This is a genomic window from Chryseobacterium sp. II3a (assembly GCF_057815135.1).
In genome coordinates this window covers 257,890-275,247 of sequence record NZ_JBYPZJ010000003.1, presented here as the reverse complement: position 1 = coordinate 275,247, position 17,358 = coordinate 257,890, and the positions used below count along the sequence as shown (strand labels likewise).

17 protein-coding genes are annotated in these 17,358 nt (G+C 34.2%); 9 read left to right on the top strand and 8 right to left on the bottom strand.

All coding sequences use genetic code 11. The annotated features are described in order from the left end of the window. Positions 1-235 precede the first annotated feature (235 nt). The gene (locus AC3HD6_RS09775) at positions 236-736 is read left to right on the top strand and encodes a hypothetical protein (protein ID WP_488896158.1); all 501 of its coding nucleotides are present in this window, start codon (positions 236-238) and stop codon (positions 734-736) included. Between the two features lie 159 nt (positions 737-895). Here AC3HD6_RS09775 and AC3HD6_RS09770 read toward each other — a convergent pair whose 3' ends face one another. After that, positions 896-1,927 (bottom strand): threonine aldolase family protein, encoded by a 1,032-nt coding sequence (locus AC3HD6_RS09770; protein WP_488896157.1) that lies wholly within the window; start codon positions 1,925-1,927, stop codon positions 896-898. A gap of 85 nt (positions 1,928-2,012) precedes the next feature. On the opposite strand from AC3HD6_RS09770, the gene AC3HD6_RS09765 reads away from it, so the two are divergent. Both AC3HD6_RS09765 and blaIND read left to right on the top strand, forming a co-directional pair. After that, positions 2,013-2,666: a metal-dependent transcriptional regulator gene (locus tag AC3HD6_RS09765; RefSeq protein WP_488896156.1), complete on the top strand. Its 654-nt coding sequence runs from the start codon at positions 2,013-2,015 to the stop codon at positions 2,664-2,666. Between the two features lie 317 nt (positions 2,667-2,983). Then, complete coding sequence (gene blaIND, locus AC3HD6_RS09760; protein ID WP_488896155.1) at positions 2,984-3,703, top strand: IND family subclass B1 metallo-beta-lactamase; 720 nt, start codon at positions 2,984-2,986, stop codon at positions 3,701-3,703. 52 nt (positions 3,704-3,755) lie between these two features. On the opposite strand, the gene AC3HD6_RS09755 is transcribed toward blaIND, so the two are convergent. The 5 genes from AC3HD6_RS09755 to AC3HD6_RS09735 form a co-directional block, all read right to left on the bottom strand. After that, a complete protein-coding gene (locus AC3HD6_RS09755) occupies positions 3,756-5,417 on the bottom strand; it encodes a S41 family peptidase (RefSeq protein WP_488896154.1) in 1,662 nt (553 codons plus the stop codon). Between the two features lie 30 nt (positions 5,418-5,447). Next, positions 5,448-6,164, bottom strand: coding sequence for an outer membrane beta-barrel protein (locus AC3HD6_RS09750; protein WP_488896153.1), 717 nt, complete (start codon positions 6,162-6,164; stop codon positions 5,448-5,450). Between the two features lie 401 nt (positions 6,165-6,565). Beyond that, complete coding sequence (locus AC3HD6_RS09745) at positions 6,566-7,705, bottom strand: hypothetical protein (RefSeq protein ID WP_488896152.1); 1,140 nt, start codon at positions 7,703-7,705, stop codon at positions 6,566-6,568. A gap of 24 nt (positions 7,706-7,729) precedes the next feature. Continuing rightward, entirely contained in the window at positions 7,730-8,632 is a 903-nt protein-coding gene (locus AC3HD6_RS09740; RefSeq protein ID WP_068943417.1) for a TssN family type VI secretion system protein, read from the bottom strand. A gap of 55 nt (positions 8,633-8,687) precedes the next feature. Continuing rightward, positions 8,688-9,629: a type VI secretion system baseplate subunit TssG gene (locus AC3HD6_RS09735; protein WP_488896151.1), complete on the bottom strand. Its 942-nt coding sequence runs from the start codon at positions 9,627-9,629 to the stop codon at positions 8,688-8,690. A 495-nt stretch (positions 9,630-10,124) separates the two neighbouring features. Here AC3HD6_RS09735 and AC3HD6_RS09730 point away from each other — a divergent pair, with 495 nt between their 5' ends. From AC3HD6_RS09730 to AC3HD6_RS09705, 6 genes are all read left to right on the top strand, one after another. Continuing rightward, positions 10,125-10,916, top strand: a complete 792-nt coding sequence (locus AC3HD6_RS09730) for a S1/P1 nuclease (protein WP_488896150.1) — start codon at positions 10,125-10,127, stop codon at positions 10,914-10,916. 359 nt (positions 10,917-11,275) lie between these two features. After that, entirely contained in the window at positions 11,276-12,142 is an 867-nt protein-coding gene (locus tag AC3HD6_RS09725; RefSeq protein ID WP_002979276.1) for a sigma-70 family RNA polymerase sigma factor, read from the top strand. Positions 12,143-12,207: 65 nt separating this feature from the next. Next, positions 12,208-12,648 carry a hypothetical protein gene (locus AC3HD6_RS09720; protein WP_488896149.1) on the top strand — a complete coding sequence of 147 codons (441 nt, stop codon included), beginning with the start codon at positions 12,208-12,210 and terminating at the stop codon, positions 12,646-12,648. A 74-nt stretch (positions 12,649-12,722) separates the two neighbouring features. Then, complete coding sequence (locus AC3HD6_RS09715) at positions 12,723-13,322, top strand: hypothetical protein (RefSeq protein WP_488896148.1); 600 nt, start codon at positions 12,723-12,725, stop codon at positions 13,320-13,322. 9 nt (positions 13,323-13,331) lie between these two features. Further along, entirely contained in the window at positions 13,332-13,832 is a 501-nt protein-coding gene (locus AC3HD6_RS09710; protein ID WP_488896147.1) for a GNAT family N-acetyltransferase, read from the top strand. A gap of 288 nt (positions 13,833-14,120) precedes the next feature. Beyond that, a complete protein-coding gene (locus AC3HD6_RS09705) occupies positions 14,121-16,154 on the top strand; it encodes a S9 family peptidase (RefSeq protein ID WP_488896146.1) in 2,034 nt (677 codons plus the stop codon). Positions 16,155-16,237: 83 nt separating this feature from the next. Here AC3HD6_RS09705 and AC3HD6_RS09700 read toward each other — a convergent pair whose 3' ends face one another. Next, on the bottom strand, positions 16,238-16,699 hold the full coding sequence (locus AC3HD6_RS09700) for a heme-binding domain-containing protein (protein WP_488896145.1): 462 nt from the start codon (positions 16,697-16,699) through the stop codon (positions 16,238-16,240). 4 nt (positions 16,700-16,703) lie between these two features. After that, a complete protein-coding gene (locus tag AC3HD6_RS09695) occupies positions 16,704-17,339 on the bottom strand; it encodes a DUF3347 domain-containing protein (protein ID WP_488896144.1) in 636 nt (211 codons plus the stop codon). Positions 17,340-17,358 lie beyond the last annotated feature (19 nt).

Below are 17,358 nucleotides of genomic sequence, written 5' to 3'. Positions count from 1 at the left end.
ACACAAATATCTGAAATTTAAAGTAATAACAGATGCTTCTGCCTTTGTAATTTTTTATTCTTTACAGGAATGTGGCAGTTTATAGAGTACAAACAAGTTTAATTATTTTTCCTAAAAATCAATATTTTTAAATTATTTTTTTAATAAACCCTTTTTAAGTTTATATCCTATTTTTAATATACAAATACTATTATTAATTTAGCAACTTTAAAATTTGGTTATAATAATTAAGGATATGAAAAAATTAATCTTATTAGGAGCTGTTTCAGCGTTTTTAATCAATTGTAATAAAAAAACTGAAGCTCCCGCTCCTAAAACTGATACTGATACCATTGCAGTAGAAGAACCTGTAGTAGATACTTTAGGACCAAAATCATTCTGTTATGTAGGAGTAGTCGGGAAAGACAGTGTATTTGCTAGTATTGATGATAACCTGGGAACTATTACGGGAAAATTATCTTATAAAAACAGTGAAAAAGACAGTTCAAAAGGAGATGTAACAGGTTTCAAATCAGGAGATACCTTAAAGCTTACTTACGAATTCACCTCTGAAGGGCAAAAAAGCAAAAGAGATATTTATTTCCTACAGAAAGACAATACTTTAACGGAAGGTATTGGAGATCATAAAGAAGAAGGTGGCCAGTCAAAATATGCCAGCGAAAATAAGATCAGCTACAAAGATGGTCCAAAACTAACTGCAGCAGACTGTAAAGTGGTTAATAAAGCTGTAAAATAATAAATTCTATTGAAATCAAATAAAAATGCTGTTCCCAACATCTGAGAACAGCATTTTTTATTGCAGCTGTTGTTTCTTATAGAAAATAATTAATTTTTTAATAGTCCCCTATAGATCCACAAATAAAATCAATGTGTTTATAAATTTTAAAACAAAAATTTACAGCTTTTCATTAATGATGTCAATGAATCTGTTTACAGCATCATCACTCGTACTCCAGGAAGTAATCACACGAATCGCAGAAAACTCATCATCCACTTTTTTCCATACAAAGAAATCAAAGCTTTCTGATAATGTTTGAATAAGATTATTGCTTAGAATCGGGAAAATCTGATTGGTACAGGTATCAGAAAGAAATTTTATCTCTTTTTCTTGTAATGCATATTTTATTTTCATAGCCTGCTGATTGGCATGTTTAGCGAGATCAAAATAAAGATCATTCTTCATAAGCTCCATAAATTGAATCCCTAACAACCTGCCTTTAGCCAATAATGCTCCTTTTTGCTTAATGTTAAATGAAAAATCCTCCTGAAGAGATTGATTATTAATAACAATAGCCTCTCCTATCAAAGCTCCGTTTTTCGTTCCTCCCAGATAGAAAATATCTGTCAATTCTGCCACTTTTTCCAGAGTAAGATCACTGATTTCAGCAGTTAACCCATGCCCCAGTCTTGCTCCATCCATAAACAGATACAATTTGTTTTGTTTACAGAATTGGGAAAGTTCTTCAAGTTCTTGGGCCAGATAAATCGTTCCCAGCTCTGTAGAATTGGATATATAAACCATTTTCGGCATCACCTGATGTGGAGCATTTCTATGGCTTTCCAACACCGGAACAATATCTGATGGTCTTAGCTTCCCATCTTCTGTTTCAATACTTAAAACTTTATGGCCAGTGGCTTCAATGGCACCGGTTTCATTATTCAAAATATGACCGGTAGAGGCTGAAATAGCACATTGATAAGGTTTTAAAACAGAAGAAATTACAATTAAGTTCGCCTGTGTTCCTCCGGAAACAAAGTAAATTTCAGAATCAGTCTTATTAATTTTTGTTTTAATTAATTCTTTGGCCTGCAAAGAATATTCATCTTCTCCATACCCTGCCTGCTGGTTGAGATTATATTGTAAAAGTGCTTGTAAAATATTCGGGTGGCATCCCTCGGAATAATCGTTTTTAAATGAAAATTTCATAGGGTAAAATTAAAAAAAGTTAAAGGAACAAGAGTGATCTTTCCATATTATTTTGTTAGATTTGTAATGAAAATCATCTAACATTTTGAAAACAACCCTAACAGAAGAAAATTACCTGAAAGCTTTGTTTCATTTAGTTGACAATGAAGGAAAGGTGACTATTAACGAACTCAGTAAATTTTTAAATGTAAAAATGCCGAGCGTTAACAATATGATGAAGAAATTTGCAGAAAAAAAATGGGTCATTTACGAGACTTATAAACCATTGATTGTTACTGCAAGCGGAAAACGTGAAGCAGCCCTGGTAGTCCGCAAACATCGGCTTACCGAAATGTTTCTGGTTAAAAAAATGAATTTCGGATGGGAAAACGTTCATGAAATTGCAGAACAGCTGGAACACGTGCATTCTCAAATCTTCTTTGATAAAATGGATGAAATTCTGGATTATCCTAAATTTGATCCGCATGGAGAACCAATCCCTGATAAAGATGGAAATATTATTGCCCAGGATCTTCAGAAATTAAGCAGCTGTGCAGAAGGTGAAACCGTTGTATTTGCTTCTGTTACTCTCTCGGATGATGCCTTTCTAACCTATTTGAATGATCGAAAGCTCCTTCTTAATACTAAAGTGAAAATTATTAAAATTGAAAGCTTTGATAAATCGATGACACTTGAGATCGAGGGGAATAAAGAAATTCTCAGTAAAAAAGCTACTGAAAAAATATTAGTAAAGAAATAATTACGATATATAAACTGTTTCAAAAATGAAGCAGTTTTTTTATGCCATAAATCCCCGAATAAAATTATTGAACGTAGAGATAAAATCTTTGTAGTTTATAAAAGCTATGTTTGATAAAAATTGCATCCCTTACACTCTTCAACAATAAACCTAGAGAGACTAGCTTTATAATTCTCCTCAATCATAACTGTTAAAAAACGGTTAAACTTCTTCCCCTAAAAAACTTCAAAGATAAATTTCACTAGGTTTGCAAAATATTCCATTGAGATCTATCTTTCTCATAAATACCAAAATTTTAACTATTACCTTTAAAAATTATGAAAAAAAGCATTCAGTTTTTTATTGTTTCAATGTTGTTGAGCCCTTTTGCAAATGCACAGGTAAAAGATTTTGTAATCGAACCACCGATCAAAAATAATTTACATATTTATAAAACATTTGGAGTATTCGGAGGGAGAGAATATTCTGCAAATTCAGTATATCTGGTTACTAAAAAAGGTGTTGTCCTATTTGATGTTCCATGGGAAAAAGTACAATACCAAAGCCTGATGGACACTATTAAAAAACGTCACAACTTACCTGTTATTGCTGTATTTGCTACACATTCTCATGATGACCGTGCCGGAGATCTTAGCTTTTTTAATAATAAAGGAATTAAAACTTATGCTACCTCTAAGACAAATGAGTTTTTAAAAAAAGATGGAAAAGCAACCTCTTCTGAAATCATTAAAACCGGAAAACCTTACCGTATTGGTGGCGAAGAGTTTATAGTGGATTTCCTTGGCGAAGGACATACTGCTGATAATGTTGTGGTATGGTTCCCAAAATACAATGTTCTGGATGGTGGCTGCCTCGTAAAAAGTAATTCAGCTACTGATTTAGGATATACTAAAGAAGCCAACCTAGAAGAATGGCCAAAGACAATGAATAAACTGAAAGCAAAATATTCAAAAGCAACATTGATTCTTCCCGGACATGATGAATGGAAAGGAGGTGGACATGTAGAACACACATTAGAACTTTTAAATAAAAAATAAAAACGATCTGAATAAAAAATACCTGGCAGGAGCCAGGTATTTTTTTATAGTATTATTTTGTTGAAAGATATTTAACAGCTTCATCCATTGCCCTGTCTACAAATGTTTTAGGACTGCTTGTCATTTGTGCAACTTCAGTATCCGAAGGAGGGGTTACATAAATATCAGGCTTCACACCAACCCCTTCAATGACTTCATTATTGAGGTTTTTAGTCGCCATCAATGGCATATAAAACTCTAAAATCCCACCAGCGATAGCATCCCGGGTACCCCCGTTAAAATCATCTGATCCTCCCAAGCCTGCAGTAGCTCCCGCACTGTAATCTCCTATTGAGATAACATGCGATCCCTGGCTTTTGAGCATCAAGGTAGACATTTCCGACATGCTCGCGCTCCCTTTATCCGTTAAAACAACAACCGGAATATTCCCGGGAATTCCAAACATATGAGACTGTGCCTGTACCGGAACCCATGGAGTATAATTAAATTGTCCGTTTCCTTCTTTTGTTCTCTGATAGAATGCAACAGTATTTTTAGTAATAAACCGATCTGTGAAAAAACGAGCATCAACAATGGCACCTCCACCGTTGCCTCTTAAATCAATAATCACTTTTTTAATATCTCCTTTGTGCAAAGGATTCAGGAAGTTTTTGTAAAAAGGAGCATTTATCAGTATTTTATTTGCAGCATTCTGAAACTGGCTCAAGTTATATCCATATTTTACATGATTATCCATCTGCTGGATAAACCACTGGATATACGGAAGCGTTTCACTGCTTAACACTGATGTATAGGTAGCTGAACTACTATATTTTACGAGATTATTAGATTTAGTAAGTAATTGCTGGGTTAAATCTAAAAATGAATCTGATAAGCCTTCTGTACTTTTAAACGCTCCAATCTGGCTGTTGAAAGATTTCATTTCAGTTGAATTCGGGAATGAATTCCATTGGTTTAATATATTTATAGTGAAATTTTTAACTTCATTTCTCTTGTTAACATCACTAATTGCATTGAGCTGCGTGCTGCTTTCAATAGCAGCAGGTGTAAGAACAAGTGAATTTCCAGGATCCGGACTTAAATATTTATCGAGAAGTGTAATTTTAAAATTTGCAGATAAAGAGAAACTTTTGAAGCTGAAATAGTAAATTCCCGGATTAGACTTTAGATTCCCCGCTAATAAAAAATTATTACTCAATACAGCTCCATCCTGAAGTCTGTCTTTCATATATCCATATTTTGCATCAAACGGATAAATATTGGCTCTTGCTTCGTTCATTCCTCCGTAAAATGTATACGTATTGGTAATACCGGAATTTGAATAGGGTACTTTTACTTTAACGTAAAAATGTCTATCAATAATTGGATTTATAATTTCTGTAAAATATATTCTTGCTTTTTCAGCATCCGCCTGCAATTCTGCATCGCTTACCCCCATTCCATTATAGGATTTTAAAGCGGCAAATTTCGGATAATATTCTTTGTAGATAGCATTCCAATCCATCCCGTCTTTTCCTTTCTGTTCATAAAAATAATTATACCGCTGATCCATTACCGTCCAGAATACTTTAAAAAGATCAGCATAGGATTTTATGTCATTGCTTGTATATCTTGTTGGCTCTGTAATAGAAGAATCATTATCCTGCATACAGGAATTGAATGTCATAGATGCTGAAAGCAGTGCTAACCCTAAATAGATGATATTTTTTTTCATTTTATATATTTTAATTGATAGGAAAACTTTTTATTTAAACTTATAGGAAACGCCTAAAGAAATCATATAGGATCGGATCGTTGATTTACGATCTTTATCATCATTTGCCATATTGATGTCCGAAAGCCCATACTGGTAATTATAGGATGCATATACATCAAACTTCTTTAAAGAATACCCTAACTGGGCTTGACCTACCAACCCATATCCCCATCGGTTAAGCTGGTTTTCATTCTTTTTGAAATCATATGTATCTGATACTTCTGTATAATTAAAAGTTCCGTTTTCCTGCAATTCATTAAATACCGGATAGCGTCCCTTTCTTCCCATACGAAGCCAGTAATCGGTATACATCCCTCCTGCAACTTTGATCCACACGCCGGTAGTTTCATGTGGATTATTCAAGATATAACCTCCAACCATTAAAGGAAGAGTTAAAAAATTGTTATTATAGTCTGTATACCATCCCTCTCGATTTCCTGTTCTCTCAAACTTATAATTCTTTTGCTGGAAGGAAACTCCTGTAGAAACAAAAAGTGATTTCCAAATCATATATTCTCCGGACAGGTTGACCCCGAAACCATACCGCCCCGTGTACCTTGAATCAACAAGATTTGAAAGATCTGAATTTAAAGTACCATAGGTGTATCCCGCATCCAGGCTTACCTTGATTTTATTCTGCCCCATCACTACTGTTCCGGCAGAAAAAAGACAAAGACAAAAGATTTTAGACAATTTTCTTTTCATAGATATTTTTTTGAGTTATTTCATTATTATCAACATTACTACATCAATTATTAATGATTTGATAAACAAACTTTGTAATAAGTAATATATTTCCACAAAACTAGAGTATAAATAAAAAATATTGTTAAAAACAACCTACTACACATATACTTAACTAAAACAAACTATTAATTATCAACCAATTACAGACTGCTCTTATCGGGTAAGCTTCTTGGGTATGACATTCGAAAAAACCTGATGTAGGATATATGATGTAGGGAAAGCAATATAATGTACAGAAGCCCGGAAACTTATTTAGAATGGAGATACTAAAATTTCTAGGTAGTTGTATTCTGATAAAGGGCCAATAAAAAATCCCGAATGAACAATCATTCGGGATTTGTATTTTATAAGGATCTGAATTAGTCCAATACGCTCCAACCTCTCTTCGGATTGGTATTCGTAGTAACTTCCTGTTCATTAACAATGATATTTTCTTTTCTTTGACCGATGTAATCCAGTTCGCTCAGTTTAGAGAAAATAGTTTCCAAACTTCTTAGCATCTGCTGAATGTACAATAATGGCTCACCGCAATTATGATGATCGTAATTTGTTTCAGCTACGATAGACAATTGATTCAATAAAGTATGGGGAGCAATTTCACTCCACTCTAAGCTATAGTTCAGCATTTCTTCCAATTCTGCAGGAACCAGAAGTTGTGTTGAATTGTATAAATGAAGGGCTAATCTTGCAAAAGACTCAATCAAAAATACTGGAGGTTGGTAAGGGGTAACATTTCTGAACTGGAAATACATATCTCCAAAAGTAGTTACCATTGTATTACAAACAAACTTAACGTTCTGTGCTAAGGCTGTGTTCTGATTCTTGTGGGATGCTTTCTGAATGATTTTAAAAGCATATTGTTGAAGATTCCCAATTGATTTTGCAAAACTACTGTAATACTCTACCAAAGCCGGATGGCTCTGAACAGAGGTACAAGGTGGAATAAAATTAGAATCTACCTGAGCAATGTTAGCTTTCAAATCTACTTTCCCGATAATCAGATAATTTCCTCCAGAGTAGCTGCTGTTTAAAGAAGTTACAGGAAGTAATTCAATGTGGTGATTGGGCTGTGCATTCGGGTGGCGTGGCGGAATTTCTTCCGGATCAATATCTCCAAAAGGAACTTTATCAAATGGATTTACAGAAATCAAAATATAATATTCACCATCAGCCTGCTCCTCGTTCATTGACTTTGCTAATGATTTCACACTGATTCTTCTATCATTTAATTCGATACGGTATCCCGCCAAAGTAACAGCGCTGCATCTTTTGATCACCAACTGTACATCATTTGTTGCTGTATTGTGAACATCAAAAATAGTACGGTCTGTATACTCAGTAGAAATAGGCAAAAGCCCGTAGTTATATGGAGTAATCCCAAGTGAATTGGAATCTCTGATGGTATCAATTAAGAAATTATCCTGATCATTAAGGTGTCTCTGGGAAACTTTCATCCCATCCACCCAATTGATTGCAAAATGTTTAATAGGCTGTATCATGTTTACTACTTTTAATTTTTTGTGTTATGATTTTCTTGCGACTCCCTCCTCTTCATGCTGAATGACTCTCTTACAAATAACCACTTCATTTTCAGAAATGCTATTGGTAGTGATGTCCTGGTCGAAATCTATATATTTTCTAAAGCTGAAAAACGATTTTTTAGTATAAAAGATCCAGTAATAAGGTTCTCTTACTTCATCTGAAAGGTGAATGATGGACCCTGGATTTTTGTGGTTGTAATCATCTACCACTCTGTAAAACCAATCTCCAAAAGTAATTCCTGTAGGAAGGGTTTTTGCCTTAATTCTGAATCGGTTGGAGTCTTCAAGGTTTTTGCTTAATTCAACATTTAAAACCATCAAACGGTCAAAATCTGCTCCTTCAAAATCAGGAAGCTTTTGCTCCGGAGAATACCTCCATGTTTTATAAATATCAAAAGGAATGCTGATAAACTGAATATAGCAATAGTAAAATACCATAGGAACGACAAAGATCAACATACTTGTAGCCGCCATCACTGCATATCCTGTCCCTTTACTCATCCAGTTGAATAACAGGGTAAACAAATACCCTCCTAATACAATACACGTCAATGAAAGGATAGATTCAAACAAAATACTCATTGCTAGAGAATCAATATGCTTTTTGAAATATTTGTGTAATAAGTTGACATGAATAATCCCAAAAATAAGGTAAACAACCTGTGCAATGAGATACCAGTATGGGTTAAAAAGATTTCCGGCAAATCCAAAAAAGCCTGGAAGAGCCAGACATAAACTGCACAGAAGAACGTATACAATAATTACCTTAATTTTGATCGCAGGCTTATTTCTCCTGATAATACCCAGGATAAACATCATGATTATTGCAATTAAAGGCATTAAAATATACCTTAAAAAAATACCTTTTACTGAAGAGATTTCCATTTGTTTCTTTTCGAATTTATACTTTGTTGGTAGTTGTAAATATATATAAAATAATTTAGAGGAATGTAGAGTATCCAAGGCGGCTGGCATTTCTTTCATCATCCTCAAGACTGAACGAGTATTCCAGTTTTTCTGTAACAAAATTCTCCTCTATGTCTACTGTAACAGGAAGAAAATAATCATAAAGTGTCTGAAGTACTTTTCTGAACGGACTTCCCGGAATGTATTTTTTCATTTCTTCATAAGGAATTGGGCCTATATTCACCACCCAGTTACGCTGTCCGTCCATATGTCTCCCACTCGGAATATAGGTTACCCCCAATCTGGAGTTCCCCAATAGCATTGAATCATCATTTTTTTCAATTTCATCAATAACATTAGGAGAAAAGCTTACCTTAACCGGAACCTTAAGAAAAGCGGTCATACATCTTTCAAACCATCTTTTATCTCCACGGATCTGGTGGAAAAATGGCAGAATATGCATAAATATATAAGCACTCTGCTTATCCAGCATATCGATTAACGGCCAAAGCTCACTTACTGTATCCAGCAATGCATCTGTATTGCTTGTAATATCAAATTCAGACTCTTTCAGAAGAGCACTGATCTCTGTGAAAAAGATCTCCAATTCAAAAGGACGGAAAAATTTTCGTGCATCATCCTCTACTCTTTTCTGTTTTCTGATCTCTCTTACAACAGTATCTACATTTTTTCTGGAAGCTCCGAGAGAAGGCGGGTGAAACAACCCTTCCGGAAGGTAATCGTAAATACCTTCTCTATAACTTTCTATCGTAAAAACTTCTTCATCAAAACCTAGATAACTGCTCGAAATACCTTTAATATCCTTCAGATAGGCACGGTCATTCACTCCGACTCTTTCAATAAATATATTGCTTACTGTCCGGTGATATTTTAAAAGATTAACAGCTACAGCTTCTGCCTTAAAGTCGGTCTGCAGCTTATTATAGTTCATTTCTACAATATTGTTCTCATGCATAGTGTTTCCTGTGATTATGACTTGTAAAGATAATATATCTCATAAGTTTGAAAAAATATTTTGCCAATAATTTTATTCTAAAAATACTAATTTATTGACATTAAAAGGAATAATTTTCAGTAAATTCCGTAAAAATACGGTGGTAAGCAGATGTATTCAGGGTTTAAAATTTAAATTTACCAACTCATTATCAATAGTTTATGGTTTTAAGTTTAAAATTCAAAGTTTAAAATTTTTAGCCTCACATTCAAATCCAATTCTCTTTTTAAAGCAAATAAACTTTGTCTTAAGTTCAGGGATTTTATTTCTATCCTTATATATATTGCTTTAACATCTGTATCTCATCCGCAAAACATCGTCCTTCAAACCTAGCACAATTCCCTATTTTATTTAGATTAAATTTTATTAACATCATCCTTATGGAATAAATTCATGAGAATGTATGCTGATTCGGAAAGGGAGCGTATCTTTGCAGATTGAAAATTGTTATTTAAAATGAAAAGTATTTATTCTAAAATTCTGATTTTAGCATTCATTTCCTCTTCACTTTATTCTTATGCGTGGGGATTGACGGGGCACAGAGTAATTGCAGATATTGCAGAAAATCACCTTTCCAGAAAGGCAAGAAGAGAGATCAAGAAAATAATGGGCAAAGAACGTCTTGCATACTGGGCTAACTGGCCGGATTTCATCAAATCTGATACTACCGGGGTTTGGAAGCAGGCTTCATCATGGCATTATGTAAACATTGATCCTCAAACTGACCTGAAAGCTTTTGATCAAAACTTAAAAATGCAGGCAGGGCCAAGTCTTTATACTCAGGTGAATACCCTATCCAGTCAGATCAAAGATGAAAAAACATCAGCAAAAGACAGAAAAATTGCTTTGATTTTTCTTATTCATATCATGGGAGACCTTGCTCAGCCATTACACGTAGGAAGAGCTGATGATTTAGGAGGCAACAAAATCAATGTTACCTATTTTGGAGATAAAACTAATTTACACTCTGTTTGGGATGGAAAATTAGTAGATTCTCAAAAATACAGCTACACAGAATATTCTAAACTTCTGGATATTAAATCTAAAGAAGAAGTTGCACAGATTCAATCCGGGACTTTGGAAGACTGGTTATATGATTCTCACAAAATTGCCAACAAGATCTATGCACAGACTCCTGATGGTTCAAAATTATCTTATGACTATCAATATAAATTCAATGATACTCTTGAAAGACAATTGTTATACGGAGGATTGAGATTGGCGAAAGTATTGAACGAGCTATTTTAATTTAAAGTAAAATTCTTATAAAGATAAAAACGGGACTTTGGTTCCGTTTTTTTTTGTTTAAATATATATAATTATAATGTAGAGCACCAACCCGTCAAAAATTCAAAGAATTTTCGACACCCTTCCAAAGGAGGGGAATGATGGAGGTCATTCTATAGAGAATTGTATTAAGGTATTATTTTTCTTTCTTTTAGACTCAATCATATTATTTTCTTATTATTTTTCAACTAATGAATCGTTGTTCTGGCTTCACCTACCCTCGTTCAAATAAAATATTTAATAAAAAAGTAAAACTTGTGTAACCTTTTTGTATTTTCATACGTATATTATATAGTAACTCTTTTTTGAGGAAAAAATAAATGAGACAATTAAAAATCACTAAGCAGGTTACCAACAGGGAAACTGCTTCATTAGACAAGTATTTGCAGGAAATTGGTAAAGTGGAACTGATTACTGCGGACGAGGAAGTAGAATTGGCACAAAGAATACGTGCTGGCGACAGAGCCGCATTGGAGAAATTAATTAAAGCCAACCTTCGTTTCGTAGTTTCTGTATCTAAGCAATACCAAAACCAAGGTCTTTCCTTACCCGATTTAATTAACGAGGGTAACTTAGGATTAATGAAGGCGGCAAAAAGGTACGATGAAACTAGAGGTTTCAAATTTATCTCTTATGCAGTATGGTGGATCCGTCAATCAATTTTACAGGCGCTGGCTGAGCAATCAAGAATTGTAAGACTTCCGTTGAACAAAATTGGTTCCATCAATAAAATTAATAAAGCATATGCTCACCTTGAGCAGGAAAATGAAAGACCACCTTCTCCAGAAGAATTGGCTGAAGTTCTTGACATGAGTGAGGAAGATATCAAAGAATCTATGAAAAACTCCGGTAGACACCTGTCTATGGATGCACCTTTAGTAGAAGGTGAAGATTCTAATCTTTATGATGTATTACGTTCAGGAGAGTCTCCAAGTCCTGATAAAGATTTGATGCTTGAATCTCTTCAGATTGAAATTGAAAGAGCATTAAACACTTTAACTCCAAGGGAGGCTGATTTGGTAAGATTATACTTCGGACTGAATGGAAAACACCCAATGACTTTAGAAGAAATTGGTGAGACTTTCGATCTTACAAGAGAGAGAGTTCGTCAGATCAAAGAAAAAGCAATTAAGAGACTAAAACACAATACCAGAAGTAAGATCCTTAAATCTTATTTAGGTAAATAATTTTAGCACAAACAATTTTATAGGCGGAGTCTGTTTTCAGGCTCCGTTTTTTTATTTTTGTATTTATGGATCAGGATTTTTCTTCTCTTTTTGCCGGAACGGTTTTACTTTTCATTCTCATCAGTATCGGGACTGCTTTGTATTTTAAGCAAAAGAGAAATCTTTTTTTCAGTTATATGAGAAGAAGAAAGCATCAACTGGTAAAAAATATTGAGATCAGCTTTGTAAATACGACCGTTATTGATCCTACTCTTACCTATAAAACTGCTGACATTATTTTTTTAGAAAATGAAATTTTTATCCTTCCCTTCAACAGATCTATTCTCCATTTAAATAATAATCCGGAAATTATACTGCCAGGAACTCAAAAACTTAAGATTCTTTCTCAATCCATATCCGGCCATCTTCTTGAAATAAAAGTAAATGATGCTGCAGGAAGCATGACAGTAATCTTAAACCTAAAGAATAAAAATGTTGATTTAGATTCTATTAATAAGCATTTGTAACAATTTCTAAAATGCAATCAACTAATATCACAAACAAAAACTCACACAAAATATAATAATAAAACACCATCACCATGAAAAAAATACTTTTTGCAGCAACACTGGCTCTATCTGTACTTTCCTGTAGAGAGAATAAATCTCAAAACCAGCCAACTATAGAAAATACAGTTGATAATGCAGAGTCTTCCATTTCATCCATTGCCAAGAGTGGTTATTCCCGCGGTGGAAATTTGGTTGAAAGCATCTATGGTGAACTTTTAAAAAATGATAAAGCATTACAGAGTCTTGATAAAAGAATAGCAGACATCAACAGTGAAACCAGTATTATTATTGGTGAGTACACCAATATTATTAGTAAATCAGAAAATTATTATCATGATGCTAAAAATCTTACCGGTTCAATTACTGATTCTATCGCAAAAAAAGAAATCGAAAAAGAAATTCAAAACAATGAAGATCAATATAATGTAAAGAATAAGACTATCAGAGATCTTATCAAAAAGGCTAAAGCAAACCAAAGTACGATCTATGAACAATATATTATATTCAAAATCAGAAAAACACTTCCTGAAATTGAAAAGTACCAGAAAGCACACCCTTTAAAAACAGATAGCCTGGATCAGTTTATCAGTAAACAGAATCAATTACTGGAAGAGTTAAAAAAATTAAAATAGAAATATCTCATGAACTATACTACACAATGGCTTACAGATAAAACGCGAATCAAAGAGTTAGTAGACTTTTTTATCACCCATAAAACGGATTCCTACATTTCCCATGGCGAAATGATGTCCGGCAGAGCGATAGATTCTCATCATTGGAATCCTGATCTTGATGTTATTTTAACGGAACAGCTCCTTACCGATTTCAATTCTGATGGGAGTTCTAAGCTGAATATTTTAATTGCAGAAAATGAAAACGAAGAAATTGTAGGGATGATGGTTTTCAATGTTATTAACAGTCCTTTTAAAAAGTATGCGATTCTGGAAGATATGCTTTTGGATCAGTCAGTAAGAGGACAGTCTCTTGGAAGTAAACTGCTGGAAAAAGCCATTCAGGAGTCTAAAAACTGGAATATCAGTTTCATTCTGCTGGAAAGCGGTGTGAATAATCATGGAGCTCATCAGTTTTTTAACAGATATGGTTTTAAAAAAGTGTCTGAAAGCTATATTTTAACAATATAATTCCTGTAATGTTCTATTCATATTTTCAGAAAATCAAATGAAAAAAAGTAGATTACATTATCAATACCAACCGTACCATCGGAAAAATTTCTCAATGGGAACACGGGAATTCTCTGCGCAATTTCATGATGAGTCTCACTCCGGAAAACACTAATAAAAAGATAGCAAAAAAATATTTGAATTGAAATACAAAACATAACCTGCACATTTTCAACCAGACAGAAATACAATTATCATTTATCTATAAAAATAAATGACTAAATTAACCTTATCAAAAATCAAAAAAATATGAAAAAAATCTTTTATGTACTGCTCCTGATGATAGGCTTTCAAAGCCTTCGGGCACAGGAAGCTCAATTACTGGATAGAAAATTGTTTTTTGGAAACCCCGAAATTACTGGCGGCCAGCTAAGTCCGGATGGAAAATGGATCTCCTTTCTGAAAGAATATGGCGGAATTATGAATATCTGGGTAAAAAAATTCGATGAACCCTTTGAAAAAGCCCATCCATTAACCGATAGTAAACGACCGTTAAATGGCTATTTCTGGTCAGAAGATGGAAAATATATTCTGTATGTAAAGGATAAAAACGGGGATGAGAATATTAATATTTTCGCTGTAGATCCCATGGCTAAAGCAACGAATGGTGTTCCTGAATCCCGAAATTTGACACCCCTTAACGAAGTGGCCGCTCAGATTTATATGGTCAGCAGAAAAAATCCTGATTTGTTAATGATTGGATTGAATAACCGCGATAAAGCATGGCATGATCTATACTCATTAAAGATCTCTACCGGTGAACTGAAAAAGGAATTCGAAAATAAAGACCGTATTACAGGATATGATTTCGACTGGGATGAAAAGCTCAGAATTTTAAACAGAACAGATGATAAAGGAATGACTCAATTTCTCTATAAAGATGGAGAAAAGCTGGTTCCAATCTATGAAACATTAGTCACCGAGGAAGCTTATATTCCGAACTGGAACGAAGATAATTCAAAATTTTATCTGGTAACCAATAAAGGTGATCTGGATAAATCTGCATTATTCCTGATGGACCCAAAAACTAAGCAAACTACTAAAATAGAAAACGACCCTAAAGGAAAAGTAGATTTTGGAGGCTTATCAGCAGACAGGAATACCAGAAAAATTATTTTCACCTCTTACACCGGTGATAAAACTGAATATTACTGGAAAGATAAAGCGTGGGAAGCTAATTATAAATTCCTACAAAGTAAATTTCCGGGTAAGCAAGTTAATTTTTCAAGCTCTACAAAAGATTATTCTAAATTTTTAATCTCGGTTTGGGGCGACAACTCTGTTTCTGAGTCTTATTTTTTTGATACTAAAACAAAAGAATTAATTTTCCAGTATACTCCAAGACCTGAACTGAAAAAAGTTGAAAATAACCTTGCCTCTATGACCCCAATCAGCTACAAAAGTAGTGACGGGCTTGAAATTCCGGCTTATCTTACTTTACCTGTAGGATCTTCAGGTAAGAATTCACCTTTAGTAGTGCTGGTTCATGGAGGGCCAAAAGGACCGAGAGATTACTGGGGTTATAATTCAATTGTTCAGTTTCTGGCCAACAGAGGTTATGCTGTACTTCAACCTAACTTCAGAGCTAGTGGCGGATATGGTAAAAAATTTCAGAATGCAGGTGATCTGCAATGGGGAAAACTCATGCAGGATGATATTACCTGGGGCGTAAAATACCTGATTGATAAAGGTATCGCTGATAAAAATAAAGTGGTGATTATGGGAGGAAGCTATGGTGGATATGCTACTCTTGCCGGATTAGCATTCACTCCTGATGTATATGCTGCAGGGGTGGATATTGTAGGACCCAGCAATCTTTTCACCCTATTAGATTCTGTTCCAGCTTATTGGGAATCTGCACGTGCCTCTCTTTATGGTATGGTAGGTGATCCAAAAACTGAAGAAGGTAAAAAATTAATGCGTGAGGCAAGCCCTTTATTCAGTGTCAATAAAATCAATAAACCTTTACTTATTATTCAGGGAGCTAATGACCCTCGAGTAAAACAGGCCGAAGCAGATCAGATTGTGATTGCCCTTCGTGATAAAGGCAAAAAAGTAAATTATATTTTAGCTGATGATGAAGGACACGGATTCAGAAAACCTGTCAACAGCATGGCTATGTATGCCGAAACCGAGAAGTTCCTTTCCGAAGTTATCGGGGGAAGATTCCAGAAAGATATGCCTGAAGATGTGGCAAAACGCTTGAAAGAAATGACAGTTGATATAACAAAAGTTACTTATACTCCAGCAGAAAAAGCCCAGGAAGCTAAACCTAAAAAATAAACAATACAAAACTCAATACAAAAACCATCTCATTCCTGAGATGGTTTTTAGTTTTTATCCACAAATTTTCTGTCTTTATTCTTCTATTTATCCTCTTTATCAATTGATTCTATCCAATCAACAACTTCTCTAATTTTTTCATTAGACAGTTTTGCATCATGATGAAGATAGAGGTAGGAAGAAAGTGGCATTTTTCCTTGCCTTATCTGGTTTTCAACAGCTTCTAGTTTATTAAATTGTTTCCTTTGGCTGTAAAGCCCCCATTCGCTAAAGTTCAGCTCCTTTTTCCCTTCTTTAATATGATTTTCAATAAAATAGCTGAATGGCTGAATGTATGCATAAGCAGGATAGTTCGTTCCATTACTATGGCAATCGTAGCATGAAGCTCTCAAAATAGATTGTACTTTCTTAGGGACCTGATACACTTTTGAAATGTCAGATGAAGAAACCTGCCCATAATCAATATTACGAACAGGCTGAATCATCTGAATGATTAAAAAACTAAGGATAGTCCCCCAAAATATTCTTTTAATGAAGAGACTCATCTGTTTATAAAACCTTTTTTACAGATCCACAGTTGAGCATTTTTGTTCCTTCATAAGGATTGACAATTTCTTTTGTCTCACTGATCCAGGTTCCTCCTTTTCCATTATTGTACATAGGGCAGAAATCCTGGTATAATTTTAAACCACCAGTTCCTACTTCCTCAACCAAATCTGCCATATCATTACTCAGAGAGAGCAAATGTTCTCTTTGATGTCCAATATCATCAGAGTTCTCCCCAATATGTTCTGCATTTTCTGAAGCACTTTCCAGAATATCGCGCAATTCCGAGTTATTTTTTACATTGATCTTACTGATATCTATTTTCTTTAGTATAGAAAACAGGTTTTTAGCAGCATCAGATGCTTTTTGAGAATCATCCTGAGTTAGAGCATTTTTTAAAGGCAGATATCCTTTAATCACCTGCTGTATAGGAAAAGCTGAAAGTTCAACGGTTTCTTTTTTATTTTCTGTAGGACTTTCTTTTACTTCCTGGTTTTGATGTAAAGCTACGACCGAATCCATTTTATCTGCACTTTTAATTTCCGGCTCTGCTGCTTTATTTTCAGATCCTTTATTTTCGGGTTTAGTACATGAATATAGTGAAGCACCTACTAACAATACGGTTATTATATTTTTCATTGTTTCTTACTAATTTTAT